Source organism: Chryseobacterium electrogenes, from assembly GCF_053553015.1.
In genome coordinates this window covers 2,522,548-2,539,968 of record NZ_JBNPPB010000002.1, presented here as the reverse complement: position 1 = coordinate 2,539,968, position 17,421 = coordinate 2,522,548, and the positions used below count along the sequence as shown (strand labels likewise).

Genomic DNA, 17,421 nt, shown 5'->3' with positions numbered 1-17,421 from the left:
AAATATATATTTATTATGCAAGATTCGTACAACAAAGTTTTTGAAAACAATCGTCAGTGGATAGAAAAAATGACATCTACTGATGCAGATTTCTTTAAAAACTTAGCAGAAGGTCAAAGTCCAGAATTTCTATACATCGGATGTTCCGACAGTAGAGTTCCGGCAGAGGACTTAATGGGATTGAAACCTGGTGAGATTTTCATCCACAGAAATATTGCTAACGTCGTTAACAATATTGATATGAATGTAAATTCTGTAATTGAGTATGCAGTAAGCCATCTAAAAGTAAAGCACATTGTAGTATGTGGACATTACGGATGCGGTGGTATTAATGCAGCTATGCAATCTAAGGATCTTGGTCTGCTTAACCCATGGTTAAGAAGTATACGTGATGTATATCGTATGCACCAAGAAGAATTAGACGCTATTACAGATCAACACCAGAAGTTCGACAGATTGGTAGAGCTTAATGTACAAGAACAGTGTATCAACGTGATAAAAGCTGCAGCAGTACAGAAAGGTTTTGTCCAAAATGGTTACCCAGTAGTGCACGGATGGGTTTTCGATTTGAAAACCGGCAAGCTAAAGGATTTGAATATTGATTTTGAAGGGATTCTTCACAACATTCAAAAAATTTATGATCTGACAGAATCTACATGGTCTGTTCCTAAAATGGAAAATCAACCACAGTAGAACTGGATTTAAAGCAATCTTATGAAGTATTTGAGTATTTTAGTTTTAGCAATCTTTATGAATTTTACGGCTCTACCGAGTATGGCAGTAGTTTTCGGATGGGATCTGACTATCTCTACTGTTACTCTTGCTGAAGAAGAAGTAAAATCAAGCTCATCATCATTTAACGAGAAAGTTACACCTAATCCGTTGTGTATCCATGACTTTCTTAAGTTCTTCGAATCTAATTTCGGGAACAAATCGTTTGATCTTATTGATGATGGCGCCCAAATTTCCCCGTATATCCCTATTTTTTCGCCACCTCCGAATGTAGCTTAATTTTAAAACTATTAGCACTTTATCCTAGATATTGTGTTATACCAACTTGTTTAAAAATTAAATTCAACAATCAACACAACAGCTTCATTATATACAATGTAGCCTGTTACTTCTATCATTCGGACTATGAAAAAAGCAAATAATTTGATGGGATTAATCAAAGAGAATTTCCCATCTGGACTAGTAGTATTTTTAGTAGCATTACCATTATGTCTTGGTATTGCATTAGCATCAGGAGCACCACCATTATCAGGTATTATATCAGGTATTATTGGCGGATTGGTCATTGGTTTCCTTAGTAACTCACACATATCAGTATCAGGACCTGCAGCTGGTCTTACTGCAATTATTGTCGCAGCAATTACAGATCTTGGCTCATTTGAGCTATTTCTATGTGCAGGACTTATTGCTGGCGTTATCCAATTAATTTTAGGATTTATAAGAGCAGGAAGTATCTCTAACTATTTCCCTAACAATGTTATCGAAGGGATGTTAGCAGGTATTGGTCTAATTATAATCTTAAAGCAGATTCCGCATGCATTAGGTTTTGATGCAGATAATATGAGTGATGAGACTCTTTTTGCCAACGGTATCAATTGGAATTACTTTTCTGAATTAGCCCGATCAATACATCCAGGTGCTGTTATTGTAACACTAGTTTCTATCGGTATATTATTGAGCTGGGATAAAATTAAATTCTTAAAAGGATTAAAACTTCTTCCCGGTGCATTAGTAGCTGTTGTTGTTGGTATTTTATTGAATCAAATATTCTTAGCGAGTGGTAGCTCATTAGCGATTACTAAAGATCACCTGGTAAGTTTGCCAGTTCCTACAACCTTGGACGAGTTTAAAGGCTTAGTTGTGTTCCCAGATTTTGGTGGACTTTTAAATTATAAAGTATGGATTGTTGGAGCGACTATTGCCATAGTAGCGTCTATAGAATCTCTATTGTGTATAGAAGCATCTGATAGATTAGACAAGAAAAGAAGAATTACAGATACCAATTTAGAATTAAGAGCGCAGGGTATTGGTAACCTTATCAGTTCTTTTATTGGTGGATTGCCAATGACATCTGTTGTGGTAAGAAGTTCTGCCAATGCTAATGCTGGAGCGACACACAAGACATCAGCAATGATACACGGTGTATTATTATTGGTCTGTGTATTGTCTATTCCTTTTCTATTAAATTTAATCCCATTAGCAACCTTAGCAGCAGTACTAATCTTGGTTGGTTACAAACTAGCAAGTCCTAAAAATATCATGCACTTTTGGCATAAAGGTAAATACCAATTTATTCCTTTTATAGCAACAGTTGTAGCTATTGTAGCAACAGACCTACTAAAAGGTGTTGGGATTGGATTGGCTATTTCTATCATCTACGTTCTACAAGGTAATATGAAACGGGCTTACTATCTAAGCAAAGAACAATTAGATGAAGCAGACGCCATTACTATTAAGCTGGCAGAGGAAGTATCCTTCCTTAACAAAGCAGCTATCAAAAAAACATTGAAGAATATCAAACCAGGATCTAAAGTAATCATTGATGCGAGAGCAACCTCTTATATTACGACAGATGTACTGGAGATGATCCAAGATTTTGCCAATGTAAGAGCGGAGGAAGAAGACATCGAAGTAGAGTTAATAGGTTTCAGAACCTCGACCTCTTATCGTGATTACGAAAAAGACGAAGAATCACATATCGTCATAGAGCACAGGCGTGCAATGTAACAAGAAATCTTTTTTCACTTATAGTCAGCGAAAGGCGAATCCAAGCAATTGAGATTCGCCTTTCCAATTAACAGATACCTTCTTATGGAAGTGTAAATTTTATTTCAAAAAAAATAGCGCCCAATTAACTTATTAGGCGCTATTTTTTATAAAATTGTTATCTCTTTCTTACTCTTCTATTTTCCGTTGAAACTAGACATGGTATTATTGATCCCTGCAAAGACAAAAGACAAGCTGGCTTTAGAGAATTTATCAATTCTTTCTGGCAGTTTATCATACTCGCCTTCGCTCCATTTTCCTAAAACATAATCGATCTGCTGTCCTTCTTTGAACTCTGCAGAAATCCCAAATCTCAACCTTGCATATTGTCCCGTATTAAGGACTTCTTCTATATTTCTAAGACCATTATGTCCACCGTGACTTCCTTTCATCTTCATTCTTAATGTCCCGAAAGGCAATGCTAGATCGTCAGTAATAATCAGGATATTTTCTGCTGGTATATTTTCTTTCTGCATCCAGAATCTAACGGCATTACCTGACAAATTCATGTATGTATCTGGCTTCAACAATAATACTTTTCGTCCTTTATATTTACCCTCAGCTAATAATCCAAAATTACTGGAGTTAAAGGGGGCTTCTATCTGTTCTGCAATTTTTTCGACAACTTTAAACCCAACATTATGTCGGGTTTCTGTATATTCTTCGCCTTTGTTACCAAGGCCAACTATAAGATATTTCATAGAAATTTTTAATAGGTAAAAGTTATGCTAGAGCCGTCTGACTTAACACCTTTTGTTGGATAACCATCTTTATCATAGGTATACACATATTTAAAATTAAATGTCATACCCATAGTAATCGCATTAGCATCAACAAAATTATTCTTAGATAATCCACCAAATGCTGAAGTACCCATACCGTAATTAGTTGAAAGTGTGTTAAAAGCCTCTGGCAAAGATGCAAATGGATTCTTATAATTATCATAGCTCAAAAAAGAAAGACTAGTAATAATTGGAGGCAGCCCTGTCGTTGTACTCGTTAGTTTCCAGCTATTTATATTATCTCCCTGATAACCAATAAGGCTTTCTAAACTAGAAAATAAATCGCCTGTAGGCATTACATAACTAGTTTCAACTTTGCTTAACTTCCCGTTATTATAAGAAAATTGAGATGTATTAGTAAACAAATCTGTGCCTTCTGAAACTCCTTTGCCTTCTGCTTTAGTTAACTTTCCATTAGCGTAAGATAAATTCATAGCAATATTAATTGGTACGTCTCCAACTTGCAGAACTCTCTTGATATCAACCTTTGTGATGATGTCATTGTTGTAAACCAAGCTATATTCATTACTTTCTCCATCAGTAGACTTTGCGATCACTTTAGAAAGTTTATTACTACTATACACATAATCAATAGTTAGAATCTCTCCTTCATCATCTACCTCAACGACTTTATTAATACGTTTTTGCGTAGCATTTGTCCCTGGGTTAGTCGTTATAGGTATGTTTTTAACTCCATTTAATAAGTCTCCATTTACGTCTGGTATAGGATCGCAAGAGACCATTAATGCTAGTAAAAATACAAAGCTTAAGTAATTAAGTATTTTAGTCATTAAGAATTTATTTTACGCAAAGTTAATTTTTTAAAACGAATTATTTATTAAGAATGTTTTGCAACAATGCATTAACCGCATCAACATTTTCAACCTGATCTTTTCTCATCATCAACTGGTTACCTTCTTTACTCGCTTTTTCCTTAAGTTGTGCCTCGTGCGGATGTTGCTGTAGGTAAGTTATAATATGTCGAAATTTATCGGTCTGATAAAACTTATCCTGTGGGTTACTTGGGAAATAACCTAAGAAAATACTATTCTTCATGACGATTTTATCAAAGCCAATTTCTGACGCCAACCATTTTAGGCTAACGCTTTTCAGGAGGTTAATGCCTTCTTTTGGCATGGTTCCAAAACGATCTTCTAACTCGAATGCAAACTGATCCAAATCTTTCTCGCTTTCAAGATCTGCAAGCTTCTGATACAGAGACAATCGTTCTTCTATGCTAGAGACATAATCGTCTGGTAGCATAAGTTCTAGATCGGTTTCTATATTAACTTCTTTGGTAGTTTTAATTAACTTTTGGCGATCTTCTTCATTTTCAAATAGATTAGAAAACTCAGCATCGTCTTTCAATTCTTCCAAAGCTTCTTGCATGATTTTCTGATAGGTTTCGAAGCCCATTTCGTTGATAAAGCCACTTTGCTCACCACCCAAAAGATCTCCTGCACCACGGATTTCTAGATCCTTCATCGCAATCTGAAATCCACTTCCCAAATCCGAAAACTGTTCTATAGCTTCTAATCGCTTTCTGGCATCAGACGTCATCATGTCAAAAGGCGGCGTCAACAGGTAACAAAATGCTTTACGATTGCTACGTCCTACTCTACCACGCATCTGATGGAGATCTGCCATCCCAAATCGTTGTGCGTCATTGATAAAAATAGTGTTGGCATTAGGCACATCCACACCACTTTCTACAATGGTTGTAGAAACCAACACATCATACTTACCTTCCATAAAGTCTAAAACATTCTGCTCTAGTTGCTTGCCTTCCATCTGTCCGTGTCCTGTAATAACTTTGGCATCAGGCACCAGGCGCTGGATTAATCCTGCTATATCTTTAAGATTTTCAATTCTATTATTAATGAAATATACCTGCCCATCGCGTTGCAACTCATAAGCCACAGCATCTCTTAGAGTTTCTTCATCAAAACCAGTGATATGTGTCTCCACAGGCTGTCGGTTAGGCGGCGGTGTCTTAATAACAGACAAATCCCTTGCTGCCATTAACGAAAATTGTAACGTCCTCGGGATCGGCGTTGCGGTTAGGGTCAAGGTATCTATATTGCTTTTCATGGTTTTCAGTTTATCTTTAACCGAAACCCCGAACTTATGTTCCTCGTCAATAATCAATAAGCCGAGATCTTTGAATACGACACTCTTGCTCACCAATTGATGCGTCCCGATAACAATATCCACTTTACCTTCTTCCAGACCTTTAAGCGTTTCTGCTTTTTGCTTTGCTGTACGGAATCTATTGAGATACGAGACATTAACCGGGAAATCCTTGAGTCTTTCCTTGAAACTTCTATAATGTTGAAATGCCAAAATCGTTGTCGGTACCAAAATCGCAACTTGCTTACCATCTGTTGCAGCTTTAAAGGCGGCTCTAATGGCAATTTCGGTTTTACCAAATCCAACGTCACCACAGATTAATCGATCCATCACGGTGTCGGCTTCCATATCGTTTTTGACATCCACGGTTGCTTTTTCTTGATCGGGCGTATCTTCATAAAGGAAACTCGCTTCCAATTCGTTCTGTAAGTAAGAATCTGGTGTAAACGCGAAACCTTTAGCAGATTTTCGTTCTGCATATAATTTAATCAAATCAAATGCAATCTGCTTAACTTTAGCTTTAGTCTTCTGTTTCAAGGATTTCCAAGCGGGAGAACCAAGCTTGCTAAGCACGATTTCTCGTCCGTCTGGCCCTGTATATTTTGATATTTTATGAAGCGAATGAATACTGACATACAGCAAATCGCCATTTTTATAACTTAGCTTAAAGCATTCTTGGACTTTGCCATCGTTATTCACTTTTACCAATCCCATAAACTTACCAATGCCGTGATCGATATGCGTGATATAATCGCCGACTTTAAGTGACATAAGATCTTTAAGGGTTAATTGTTCACTTTTAGCAAAGCTATTTTTAGCCTTAAATCTTTGATAACGATCAAAAATCTGATGATCGGTATATACCGAAATTTTATGTTTAGGATCTACAAACCCTTCGTGAAGCTCAGACTTGAAACCTTTATACGGCACTTCTTTTTCTAATTCTTCAAAAATAGATTCTAGACGTTCTTTCTGTTTCTCGGTAGAAAATGAAATCCATGTATCAAAACCATCGTTCTGTTTTTCTTCTAAATCTTCTATTAATAACTGAAAATTCTTATGAAATGACGGTTGTGATGTCTGCTGAGATTCGATCAAATAAAATGATTGCTTAGCTAGCTTTAAAGAATCTAAGGTAAAGTCTATCAACGGATAAGCTGATAAATATTTTACAAACTCATCCTCAGAAACAAATAAATCTTTCGGTAATTGATGCTTGATATCTTTGCTTAAGGTCTCGTACTTTTCTAAAGCTTTCTCGAAGAAGTTTTTGACTTTAATCAAAGACATAAAGGCATTCTTCGTCACTAAGAAAATATTTTTTGGCAAGACCTCAAACAACGGCACTTTATTCCCGCTGACACTATAATTCATGTTAGACACCAATTGAAACGAATCAATTTTGTCAACAGACAATTGAGTTTCTATGTCAAAAGTTTTGATATTTTCGACTTCATTTCCGAAAAAAGTAATCCGATAAGGTTGTTCGTTAGAAAATGAAAAAACATCTACAATCCCTCCACGTACAGAGAATTCTCCAGGTTCTGAAACAAAATCCGTCTGATTAAATTGATAATGATTAAGCAACTCATCCACAAAATCAAAATCCAATTGATCGCCGACTTTTATCTGATGAGAAATCGCTTTGAAATCCTCTTTCTTCAACACTTTTTCTGATAAAGCGCCAGCATAAGCCACAATCACTTTGGGCGACTTGCTGCTGTTGATTTTATTAAGAACCTCGGTTCTTAGGACTAAATTGGCGTTTTGAGTTTTCTCTATCTGATAAGGCTCCAGATGCGTTGCTGGGAAATATAAGATCTTATCTTTGCCTAATAAATCCTCCATCTCGGCGTTGATATACAGCGCTTCTTCTTTGTCATCTATCAAGAAAAGTATGGTTTTTTTGTGCGTTAGAAACAGCTCTGCCACAAAAATAGATGACGCAGATCCCGCACTTCCTTTGATAGAAATATGCTGATTGCTTGGTAACGCATCGAAAATCTCTTTACCGAATTCGTTTTTTAAAAGATCTGGAAGTAAATATTGCTGAATACTCTTTAATGCCATAAACTTAATATCATATTAACGAAAAAAGCGACTCCGAGAAATAATTCGGAATCGTTTGCGTTACAAAGATAAGTAAATTGAAAAAAACCTAACTTTGCATCATAAGATTAGAACTGTGAAATTTCCATCATACCTATTTATATTAATTATAGGCGTATTGGCAACAATTACGTCTTGTAAAAGTGATGATGATTCTCAGATTTTCCGGGCTTATGTAGAAGGAAAAATATCAACATCTAACTCAGAAATTTTACTAAAACCAATTCTTCTCAAAAGCAACAACAGAACTATCGCAGAAACGATCCCTAAAAACTCTGGCAGTTTTGTAATGGCTGGCCCTTATGAAACTGGAGATTATGACTTAATATTTAATGCAAAAGTAAAATCCTTTTCTACCGCTAGCGTTGGTTGTAAAATATCTAAAGATTCTACCAAAATTAGCATTCCGTCTGGTGTAACCTTTATTAGCTTTGACCAAATTACACTTGAATAATGAAGCGATTTTTATTAGTTGTATTGTTATTGCCGATGTTTGGATTTTCTCAAAGAAAAAAAAATAAACCTATTATTGAAGAAGTCTTTTTTTCTGTAGAACCCAATGTTCGTGTGATGAAGGCTTTCGGAAATAACTTCATGAACAAAAGCTTATCGCCCTTTGTAGGATTCGGGATTGCAGGAAATATGGAACTTTATAAAGGATTTGGACTTGGCTTAGAATATAATCGCATGTCTGCCAGTGTCAAAATTGAAGATTCTTTATTCGGGAATCTTGGAGGTCCAGAAATGAACAACTTTGAGTTTTATGCTTTTTATAAACATCCAATTTCTGAAGATTTTTTTGTGGAAGGATTAGGCGGTCTTAGCATCTACAGAATGTCCTCTTCTTTTCTTGATCACAGCGGGAAATTCAACGAAGGTAATAATGGATTTCACCTTGGTAGCAAAGCAATCTACAACTTAGATATGCAAGGTGTACAACAAGTTGTTGTTGGACTAAAGCTCAACTATTATACCTCTTCTATTAGAAATCAGGATATTGATATTCAAAATTATTTCAATAAAGCATGGTTGGCAAATGTCAATCTAGCTTATCGCATTAACTTTTAAGTTTTTTTTAATCTTTAATAAATTATAGTTAAATCTAATTATTTCTCATTTTCGGCTGAGATATTGTATTAGTTTTGATATAGAAATTTATAATTACCAAACATTTAAAAAAACATGAAAAATCTCTTAACTGCATTATCTCTAGTATTAGGACTAGGATTTGCATCTGCACAATCTACACATCCATCTACAGCCAAACAAACTCCTGTAAAAGTAAGTCAAGAAGCTAAAAAAGCAGAACCTGCTAAGCAAGCGAAAGCTGTTGATGCTAAAGCTGCTCCTACTAAATCTGATGCTGTAAAACTGAAAAAAGACGGCACACCAGACAAGCGTTATAAAGAAAATCAGAAATTAAAAAAAGATGGTACGCCTGACAAACGTTACAAACAAAATAAATAATTTTTCATAACTTTTATTTTTAGAAAAGCGCTTTGCAAGAAATTGTAAAGCGCTTTATATATAGAACATCCTCATTCTTTAAACAAAAAGCTCTAAAAACTTTTCAGAAATATTGAGGATAAAGTCTTTTACTTTTTTATGAAATTGTTAGATCTATTACATACCCTTCATGACTTCTGATATTCATAAAATTATCACCTTCAAATTTCAAATATTGCCCTTTGACACCATGTAGGACACCTTCGAACTCAGGCTTTTTATCCAATGTAAAAGCATTAACTTTCTGTGGAGCTTCATAAGGATAATCCAATCTTACAACATTTTCATCTGTTATTGCAAACTTCTTAAAGCTGTCAGGGAAATAACCCAATACCTCTGCTCTAACTTTTTCTAGATCAATTGCATCATCATTATTCTCTTGTAACATTTTTCGGAAGTTGGTCTTATCACTAAGATGATTCTTCAGCTCCACCTCTATCATACCTGCTTCATAACGATTTTCTGTTATGGCAATTGGTAATGCCAATGTTGCGCCTTGATCTATCCATCTTGTAGGGATCTGACTGGCACGCGTTACGCCAACTTTTACATCACCAGTATAGGATAGATAGACAACATGAGGTACAAGTTGGATAGACTTTTCTACCTCAAGATCACGCTCTGCAAGTCCAAGATGTGCCATAGACAATTCTGGTCTTATGATACTTTCGCTGGCATAAGGGCTTTCAAAAAAACATTTTTTGCAAAAACCCATTCTGTATAGTTTTTCGTCACTACCACAATTAACACACTGATAACCAATGTGATTTATTTTCAAAACCTTACCAAAAAGCTGATTTATATTGAGCAAATCACCATTAAGATTAAGAAAATATTGTATTGGTTGCCCATTTTGGCTAATCATTTTGAGAATCTGTCCAGAAAATTGCATTTTGATAAATTTTAATAGTCTGTAAAAATACGTTTTTTTTGAATGAAGACGAGACTTAGCTATCGTTAATATGCAAGGATAAAGAAAAACAAAAAATAGAAAGTATATTGCAAATTAATTTAAATTTCAAAAAAATTGCTCTTCCTTGCTTAAAATAATGAGGCTTTTTTATGAATAATGTTTTCATTTTGTTAAATTTGTCTAACTCAAAAAAACACAATGACATACTTAGTTACTGGTGGTTCGGGATTTATTGGATCTCACCTTGTAGAACAATTATTAAAAAATGGACATTCTGTCATAAACATTGATAATTTTGATAATTTTTATGATTATCAGGTGAAAATTAAAAACACATTACAAAGTACATCCAATACTACAACAATTAACTTCTCTGATAAAGAGAATGATATTAATACCCTGATCCAAGCGACACAATCAGACAATTACAAACTTTATTATCAAGATATTAGAGATATTTCTGGTCTAGAAAAAATCTTTAATAATAACAAAATAGATCTCATCATTCATCTTGCTGCTTTGGCTGGCGTAAGACCATCTATTGAGCGGCCTTTAGAATATGAAGAAGTTAACATTCGTGGTACCATGAATCTCTGGGAACTTTGCAAAAAACACAACATAACAAAATTTGTCTGTGCTTCATCTTCTAGCGTCTACGGCAACAATGATAAAATCCCTTTCTCAGAAGAAGACAATGTAGATCGTCCTATCTCACCTTATGCCGCTACCAAAAAATGTGGCGAAATTATGGGACACGTATATCATCATTTATACAATATAGATATGATACAATTAAGATTTTTCACGGTCTATGGCCCTAGACAAAGACCAGATCTTGCCATACATAAATTTGCAAATCTACTCCAACAACAACAAGACATTCCGTTTTATGGAGATGGCACAACTGCAAGAGATTACACCTATATAGACGATATTATAGATGGCATTACCAAGTCTATTAACTATCTAGAAAACAATAATAAGGTATATGAAATTTTAAATCTTGGCGAAAATCAAGTCATCGATCTTAAAACAATGCTCAGTACCATCGAAAACGAAATGTCAGAAACCGCTCAACTAAAAAATCTGCCAATGCAAGCTGGAGATGTGACAAAAACGAACGCAGATATTACCAAAGCAAGACAATTAATAAGCTATCAACCAAGTACCAACTTCCAAAATGGCATAAAAAAATTTGTGGAATGGTTTTTGAGAAAGTAGCAATAAGCGTTTTGTAAACCGTTTATTAACGATATTATAGACAAAATATCATTAACAGAAAAATAAAATAATTTTAATTAATTTTAAAATTTATTGAAAATCAATACAAAAAGCTGTAATTTATAACCTAATTTTTTACTTTTGCAAAAATTTAAATTATGTACTGGACATTAGAATTGGCATCTTATCTAAGCGACGCACCTTGGCCAATGACCAAGGCCGAACTTATCGACTACGCAATCAGAACTGGAGCGCCTATGGAAGTTGTAGAAAATCTACAAGCAATTGAAGACGAAGGCGAAGTGTATGAAAGCATCGAAGAAGTATGGTCAGATTACCCATCGGATGATGATTTCCTTTGGAACGAAGACGAATATTAATAAGAATTAGCTTAGTTTCTAAGCCTTCACAAAATTATTAACCTGATTAATACTTTGGTATTTTTCTCAATAAAGCAGGACCTTCCTGCAACAAAATCAACATAGAATGAGTTTTTTAAATAGTGTTCTTAAAAGTTTCTTAGGTGACAAAAACGCAAAAGATCTTAAAGAAGTAAAGAAAGTTGTTACCAAGATTAAAGCTGTAGAAGCCAACATCCAACAATTAACGGATGATGGACTGAGAGAAAAAACTGCCGAATTTCAGCAGAAAATAAAAGCTGCAACAGCTTCTATCACAACACAGATTGAAGAATTAAAAGAACAAATTAAAACTTCTACCAATGTTGACGAGAAAGAAGCTTTTTTCAATAAAATAGAAGCTTTAAAGAAAGATTCTTATCAGATTGAAGAAAAAGTATTAAATGAAGTGCTTCCAGAAGCCTTCGCTTTAGTAAAAGAAACTTCTAGAAGATTAGCTCAAAATGGAGAAATCCGTGTTACAGCTAACGATAGAGATAGAGAATTAGCATCAACTAAAGATTTTGTATCTATTGATGGTAACATTGCCGTTTGGAAAAACCAATGGGATGCAGCAGGCACACCAGTAAAGTGGGACATGGTACACTATGACACTCAGTTTATTGGTGGTGTTGTATTGCACGAAGGTAAAATTGCAGAGATGGCAACTGGTGAAGGTAAAACCTTAGTTGGTACATTACCAATCTATCTTAATGCACTTCCTGGTCGTGGCGTACACGTTGTAACGGTTAACGATTATCTTGCAAAACGTGACTCGGCTTGGATGGGACCATTATATGAATTCCATGGATTATCCATTGACTGTATCGATCTTCACCAACCTAACTCAGATGCACGTAGAAAAGCATACCAATCAAGTATCACTTATGGTACTAATAACGAATTTGGTTTCGATTATTTGAGAGATAACATGGTAACTTCTCCTTCAGAATTGGTACAAGGCGAACTTAACTTTGCCATTGTGGATGAAGTAGATTCTGTTTTGATAGATGATGCAAGAACTCCATTAATTATTTCTGGACCAGTACCACAAGGTGACAGACAAGAATTTGATGTTCTTAAGCCATCTGTTGATCGTATTGTAGAAGTTCAGAAAAAAACAGTTTCGGCAATATTTAACGAGGCTAAAAAATTAATCTCAGCAGGAAAAAATAAAGAAGGAGGCTTTAAGTTATTACAAGCTTACAGAGGTTTACCAAAATCTCGCCCTTTAATTAAATTCTTATCAGAAAGCGGAAATCGTGCATTGCTTCAAAAAACCGAAGCGCAATATATGCAAGATAACAACCGTGATATGCCAATTGTAGATAAAGATCTTTATTTTGTAATTGACGAAAAAAATAATCAGATTGACCTTACTGACAAAGGTGTAGAATATATGTCTGCAGGTAATGAAGATTCTAATTTCTTCGTATTGCAAGATATCGGGACAGAAATTGCAGAGTTAGAAAATCAAAATCTTACTAAGGAAGAAGAATTTGCTGCCAAAGAAGATTTATTCAGAGATTTTGCAGTAAAGTCAGAACGTATCCACACGCTTAACCAATTACTAAAAGCTTATACATTATTCGAAAAAGATGATGAATATGTTGTGATGGATGGTGAGGTAAAAATCGTTGATGAGCAGACAGGTCGTATTATGGATGGACGTCGTTACTCAGACGGACTTCACCAAGCGATTGAAGCTAAAGAAAACGTAAAAATCGAAGCAGCTACCCAGACATTTGCTACCGTTACATTACAGAACTATTTCCGTATGTACAACAAGCTAGCAGGGATGACAGGTACTGCAGAGACAGAAGCTGGAGAATTCTGGCAGATTTATAAATTGGACGTTGTAGTAATCCCAACCAACCGTACAATACAAAGAGACGATAGACATGACTTGGTTTACAAAACCAATCGTGAAAAATACAATGCAGTTATTGAAGAAGTAGAAAAATTAACCTCAGCAGGACGACCAGTTTTGGTTGGTACAACTTCTGTAGAAATTTCTCAATTACTATCAAGAGCATTACAACTTAGAAAAATCCAACACCAAGTTCTTAACGCGAAACTTCACAAGAAAGAAGCAGAGATTGTTGCAGAAGCTGGTAGACCAGGAGTCGTAACGATTGCCACTAACATGGCGGGTCGTGGTACGGATATCAAATTAATTTCTGAAGTTAAAGAAGCTGGAGGACTTGCCATTATCGGTACAGAAAGACATGACTCTAGACGTGTTGACAGACAGTTAAGAGGTCGTGCTGGACGTCAGGGAGATCCAGGAAGTTCTCAGTTCTACGTATCATTAGAAGATAACTTAATGCGTCTTTTCGGTTCAGAAAGAATTGCGAAAATGATGGACAGAATGGGTCATAAAGAAGGCGAAGTTATTCAGCATTCTATGATTTCAAAATCTATCGAAAGAGCTCAGAAAAAAGTAGAAGAAAATAACTTTGGTACTCGTAAAAAGTTATTAGAATATGATGATGTAATGAACAAGCAACGTGATGTAATCTACAAAAGAAGAAAGAATGCTTTGTTTGGAGATCACCTGAAGTATGATATCGTTAATATGATATTTGATACCTCAGCATCTATTGTTGCAGCAACTAAGGCTACGGGAAGTTTCAAAGATTTCGAATTTGATGTGATTAAATATTTCACAATGGAATCGCCTGTAACTGAGCAAGAATTCAACAATATGCAAGAACCAGCTATTGTAGATATTTTGTTTAAAACTGCTCATGAAGATTATAACATGAAACTTAATCTTCTTAAGGAGAAATCATTCCCAATTATCGAGAACGTTTACCAGAATCAAGGTAGTATGTTCAAGATGATACAAGTGCCTTTCTCTGACGGAACTAAAACAACAACAATTGTTACAGACCTGAAAGAAGCTTACGAAACAAAATGTGAAAGTCTAATTAACGATTTCGAAAAGAATATCTGTTTATCAATCATTGATGAAAACTGGAAAACTCACCTTCGTGAGATGGATGACTTAAGAAGATCTTCTCAAGGAGCTGTATATGAGCAGAAAGATCCGTTGGTAATCTATAAGCAAGAGTCTTTCCATCTATTTAGTGAGATGGTAGATAAAGTAAATAAAGAAGCAATTTCTTTCCTTTTTAAAGGAGAAATCCCAGCTTAATACTCTCATTTACTCAAAATAATATAAAGCCGTTAATCAATGATTAACGGCTTTATGTTTTTTTACATTATTTATAAACCTAACCTACTATTCAATTTTTAATAGACAAATAATATTTATTTAGAATTAATATAAATAGTAAATTTGCAGAAATTTATTTTATGAAACATATTATTACTAGCATATTAATTCTATCAGCTTCATTTTATTATGCACAAGAAAAAGATAGTGCTAATATTAAAGGTATAGAAGAAGTAATTATCAATTCTATTCTTAAAAAAGATAGCGAATACATCAATAAAATGCCCTTAAAGGCAATTGAAAATCCGCAGTTATTCTCAACAGTTGACAAGATATTTTTCGAAAACCAAATGATATATACAGTTGACGATGCTTACAGAAATGTAACAGGTATTCAAAAAATGTGGAGCGCTACCAACAGAGCTGGAGATGGTGGATCTTATATATCATTAAGAGGTTTTACATCTAATAACTCTCTGAGAAATGGTTTAGTTGCACCAGTAACAACATCAATAGATGCGGTAAATGTGGAAAAACTTGAAGTACTTAAAGGCCCATCTGCAACCTTATACGGGAGCAATCTAACTTCTTACGGAGGTGCTGTTAACAGAATTACTAAAAAACCTTATGATAATTTCGGAGGACAAGTTTCTTTAATTGGTGGCAGTTATAACTACTATAGAGCACAAGCAGATATTAACACACCTATAACCAAGGATAATAAGTTGATGTTCCGTGTTAATACAGCTTACACTAATACTGGTACTTTTCAGAAAACAGATGCAAAAAACACCTATACAGCCTTTACACCGTCTTTATTATATAAGGTGAATGACAAATTGGACTTGAGTTTAGAATATGAAATGTTTGATACGAGAGCAACTCCAGAACAAGCTTTTTTCTATCTATCAAAAGCAACTACAGGTGTTAATAATATGAAGGATTTAGAAAAATTAGGTCTAGATTATAAACAATCATATTATGGTGACGGATTATATACAAATGCAAAAGTGAGAAATCTTTTCGGGCAAATTAATTATAAAATCAATGACAATATCCGTTCTTCTACCAATATAAGTAACTCTTACACTTACTCTGATGGTTACAACCCATATTTTTCAATTGCCTCAAGACCAGATGGTAATCTAGGAGTTGTAAGATCTGACCAATCTACTAAAGATAGTAAAAAAACATATTTCCAAATCCAACAGAATTTTAATCTCGATTATAAATTTGGCAACGACATGAGGAACAGAACTGTTGCCGGTTTCGATTTTCAAAAAATTAAGGACAGACGAATGTTCGTTTATATGTTTTCCCCATTTGACGCAATCCCCGTTCCTTTAAAAGGAGCAAACTATTCAGACATGAATGCCATGACACTTGGAAATGCTTACGCAAAGGCTTCAGCTAATGGACTTATCGGAGAATTCCCTATGGAAGGTGATACTAATGTATATAGTGGTTATATTGCCAATGTATTTACACCCATTTCTGGATTAAATATTATGGCAGCTGTGCGCTACGAAAATAACGATTTCAAAGGTGGTAAACTTTGGATTAATACACTGCAAAATTACAGTCAATCTGCATTCTCTCCTAAAGCAGGTATTGCTTACGAAATTATTAAAGACAAATTCTCTGTTTTTGGGAATTACCAGAATAGTTTTAAAAATAATGGTTATTATACTTCTGATAACACAGGAACTCAAAGTTTATCAAATCCTGAAAGAGCCAACCAATTTGAAGGCGGATTAAAAACCAGCCTGATCAAAGGAAGATTGAATGCCACATTAAGCTATTACAATATAAAAGTGAAAAATACTTTACTCAGTACTTTAGAACAAGTTATTGGAGCTCCAGAAGGAACTACAGTAATAAATCAAGCTGGGAAAGTAAAAAGCGAAGGTCTAGAACTAGAAGTCAATGCATATTTAGTAAAAGGACTATCGTTGGTTGGAGGACTTAGTTACAACGAATCAAAATATATTGACTCAGAAATTAAAACTTTTGGGAGAAGACCAGGAACAGCAGGTTCTCCTTGGTTAGCAAGCCTTTATGCCAGCTATCAGATTCTTGAAGGTAACATGAAGGGCTTAGGATTCGGTATTGGTGGTAACTACGCAAGCGCAAATAATGAGTTAAATAATAATCTGATCGACAATCATGCCATAGCAGGATTAAACAGATTCACTCTCCCAAAATATTTAGTTCTTAATGCTAGTGCTTTCTATGACACAAAAAAATTTAGAATAGGTGTAAAAGTAGATAACTTTACCAATCAACATTATTGGGTAGGATTTACAACTGCTAATCCGCAGCAATTAATCAACGCCTTGGGAAGTATAACTTATAAACTTTAAAAAAATATAAAAAACATAAGTTTAAAGATTGAATTTTTTA

The 17,421-nt window shown here is 34.7% G+C and carries 14 protein-coding genes; 10 read left to right on the top strand and 4 right to left on the bottom strand.

Annotation, left to right across the window (positions count from 1 at the left end):
* Positions 1-15 precede the first annotated feature (15 nt).
* The 3 genes from ACQQ6V_RS11665 to ACQQ6V_RS11655 all read left to right on the top strand — a co-directional run bounded on the left by ACQQ6V_RS11665 (position 16) and on the right by ACQQ6V_RS11655 (position 2,739).
* On the top strand, positions 16-693 hold the full coding sequence (locus tag ACQQ6V_RS11665; protein ID WP_448845697.1) for a carbonic anhydrase: 678 nt from the start codon (positions 16-18) through the stop codon (positions 691-693).
* Between the two features lie 21 nt (positions 694-714).
* Positions 715-1,011, top strand: coding sequence for a hypothetical protein (locus ACQQ6V_RS11660; protein WP_448845696.1), 297 nt, complete (start codon positions 715-717; stop codon positions 1,009-1,011).
* 126 nt (positions 1,012-1,137) lie between these two features.
* Positions 1,138-2,739 carry a SulP family inorganic anion transporter gene (locus tag ACQQ6V_RS11655; protein WP_448845695.1) on the top strand — a complete coding sequence of 534 codons (1,602 nt, stop codon included), beginning with the start codon at positions 1,138-1,140 and terminating at the stop codon, positions 2,737-2,739.
* Between the two features lie 176 nt (positions 2,740-2,915).
* Here ACQQ6V_RS11655 and pth read toward each other — a convergent pair whose 3' ends face one another.
* From pth to mfd, 3 genes are read right to left on the bottom strand one after another with little or no spacing between them, the layout of a single operon-like run.
* Positions 2,916-3,479, bottom strand: a complete 564-nt coding sequence (gene pth, locus ACQQ6V_RS11650; RefSeq protein WP_448845694.1) for an aminoacyl-tRNA hydrolase — start codon at positions 3,477-3,479, stop codon at positions 2,916-2,918.
* An 8-nt stretch (positions 3,480-3,487) separates the two neighbouring features.
* The gene (locus ACQQ6V_RS11645; RefSeq protein WP_448845693.1) at positions 3,488-4,351 is read right to left on the bottom strand and encodes a hypothetical protein; all 864 of its coding nucleotides are present in this window, start codon (positions 4,349-4,351) and stop codon (positions 3,488-3,490) included.
* A 40-nt stretch (positions 4,352-4,391) separates the two neighbouring features.
* Positions 4,392-7,760, bottom strand: coding sequence for a transcription-repair coupling factor (gene mfd, locus ACQQ6V_RS11640; protein WP_448845692.1), 3,369 nt, complete (start codon positions 7,758-7,760; stop codon positions 4,392-4,394).
* A gap of 115 nt (positions 7,761-7,875) precedes the next feature.
* Between mfd and ACQQ6V_RS11635 the strand changes: the two genes are divergently transcribed.
* The 3 genes from ACQQ6V_RS11635 (at position 7,876) to ACQQ6V_RS11625 (ending at position 9,266) form a co-directional block, all read left to right on the top strand.
* Positions 7,876-8,253, top strand: coding sequence for a hypothetical protein (locus ACQQ6V_RS11635; RefSeq protein ID WP_448845691.1), 378 nt, complete (start codon positions 7,876-7,878; stop codon positions 8,251-8,253).
* Positions 8,253-8,867 (top strand): hypothetical protein, encoded by a 615-nt coding sequence (locus ACQQ6V_RS11630; protein ID WP_448845690.1) that lies wholly within the window; start codon positions 8,253-8,255, stop codon positions 8,865-8,867. Before ACQQ6V_RS11635 ends, ACQQ6V_RS11630 begins: the two co-directional genes overlap by 1 nt.
* Before the next feature lie 114 nt (positions 8,868-8,981).
* Positions 8,982-9,266, top strand: coding sequence for a hypothetical protein (locus ACQQ6V_RS11625; protein ID WP_448845689.1), 285 nt, complete (start codon positions 8,982-8,984; stop codon positions 9,264-9,266).
* 136 nt (positions 9,267-9,402) lie between these two features.
* Here the strand turns inward: ACQQ6V_RS11625 and ACQQ6V_RS11620 are convergent, their stop codons facing one another.
* The gene (locus tag ACQQ6V_RS11620; protein ID WP_448845688.1) at positions 9,403-10,197 is read right to left on the bottom strand and encodes a DUF2797 domain-containing protein; all 795 of its coding nucleotides are present in this window, start codon (positions 10,195-10,197) and stop codon (positions 9,403-9,405) included.
* A 219-nt stretch (positions 10,198-10,416) separates the two neighbouring features.
* Here ACQQ6V_RS11620 and ACQQ6V_RS11615 point away from each other — a divergent pair, with 219 nt between their 5' ends.
* From ACQQ6V_RS11615 to ACQQ6V_RS11600, 4 genes are all read left to right on the top strand, one after another.
* A complete protein-coding gene (locus tag ACQQ6V_RS11615; RefSeq protein ID WP_448845687.1) occupies positions 10,417-11,439 on the top strand; it encodes a GDP-mannose 4,6-dehydratase in 1,023 nt (340 codons plus the stop codon).
* 158 nt (positions 11,440-11,597) lie between these two features.
* On the top strand, positions 11,598-11,819 hold the full coding sequence (locus ACQQ6V_RS11610; RefSeq protein WP_448845686.1) for a DUF2795 domain-containing protein: 222 nt from the start codon (positions 11,598-11,600) through the stop codon (positions 11,817-11,819).
* A gap of 106 nt (positions 11,820-11,925) precedes the next feature.
* Positions 11,926-14,997: a preprotein translocase subunit SecA gene (gene secA / locus ACQQ6V_RS11605; RefSeq protein ID WP_448845685.1), complete on the top strand. Its 3,072-nt coding sequence runs from the start codon at positions 11,926-11,928 to the stop codon at positions 14,995-14,997.
* Positions 14,998-15,158: 161 nt separating this feature from the next.
* On the top strand, positions 15,159-17,381 hold the full coding sequence (locus tag ACQQ6V_RS11600; RefSeq protein ID WP_448845684.1) for a TonB-dependent siderophore receptor: 2,223 nt from the start codon (positions 15,159-15,161) through the stop codon (positions 17,379-17,381).
* Positions 17,382-17,421: the final 40 nt, after the last annotated feature.

What these genes read in the sequence shown, in the direction of transcription:
- secA (WP_448845685.1), top strand. Translation starts at nt 11,926, where the DNA reads ATGAGTTTTTTAAATAGTGTTCTTAAAAGTTTCTTAGGTGACAAAAAC.
- ACQQ6V_RS11615 (WP_448845687.1), top strand. Translation starts at nt 10,417, where the DNA reads ATGACATACTTAGTTACTGGTGGTTCGGGATTTATTGGATCTCACCTT.
- ACQQ6V_RS11645 (WP_448845693.1), bottom strand. Translation starts at nt 4,351, where the DNA reads ATGACTAAAATACTTAATTACTTAAGCTTTGTATTTTTACTAGCATTA.
- ACQQ6V_RS11600 (WP_448845684.1), top strand. Translation starts at nt 15,159, where the DNA reads ATGAAACATATTATTACTAGCATATTAATTCTATCAGCTTCATTTTAT.
- ACQQ6V_RS11655 (WP_448845695.1), top strand. Translation starts at nt 1,138, where the DNA reads ATGAAAAAAGCAAATAATTTGATGGGATTAATCAAAGAGAATTTCCCA.
- mfd (WP_448845692.1), bottom strand. Translation starts at nt 7,760, where the DNA reads ATGGCATTAAAGAGTATTCAGCAATATTTACTTCCAGATCTTTTAAAA.
- ACQQ6V_RS11610 (WP_448845686.1), top strand. Translation starts at nt 11,598, where the DNA reads ATGTACTGGACATTAGAATTGGCATCTTATCTAAGCGACGCACCTTGG.
- ACQQ6V_RS11660 (WP_448845696.1), top strand. Translation starts at nt 715, where the DNA reads ATGAAGTATTTGAGTATTTTAGTTTTAGCAATCTTTATGAATTTTACG.
- ACQQ6V_RS11665 (WP_448845697.1), top strand. Translation starts at nt 16, where the DNA reads ATGCAAGATTCGTACAACAAAGTTTTTGAAAACAATCGTCAGTGGATA.
- ACQQ6V_RS11630 (WP_448845690.1), top strand. Translation starts at nt 8,253, where the DNA reads ATGAAGCGATTTTTATTAGTTGTATTGTTATTGCCGATGTTTGGATTT.
- pth (WP_448845694.1), bottom strand. Translation starts at nt 3,479, where the DNA reads ATGAAATATCTTATAGTTGGCCTTGGTAACAAAGGCGAAGAATATACA.
- ACQQ6V_RS11620 (WP_448845688.1), bottom strand. Translation starts at nt 10,197, where the DNA reads ATGCAATTTTCTGGACAGATTCTCAAAATGATTAGCCAAAATGGGCAA.
- ACQQ6V_RS11625 (WP_448845689.1), top strand. Translation starts at nt 8,982, where the DNA reads ATGAAAAATCTCTTAACTGCATTATCTCTAGTATTAGGACTAGGATTT.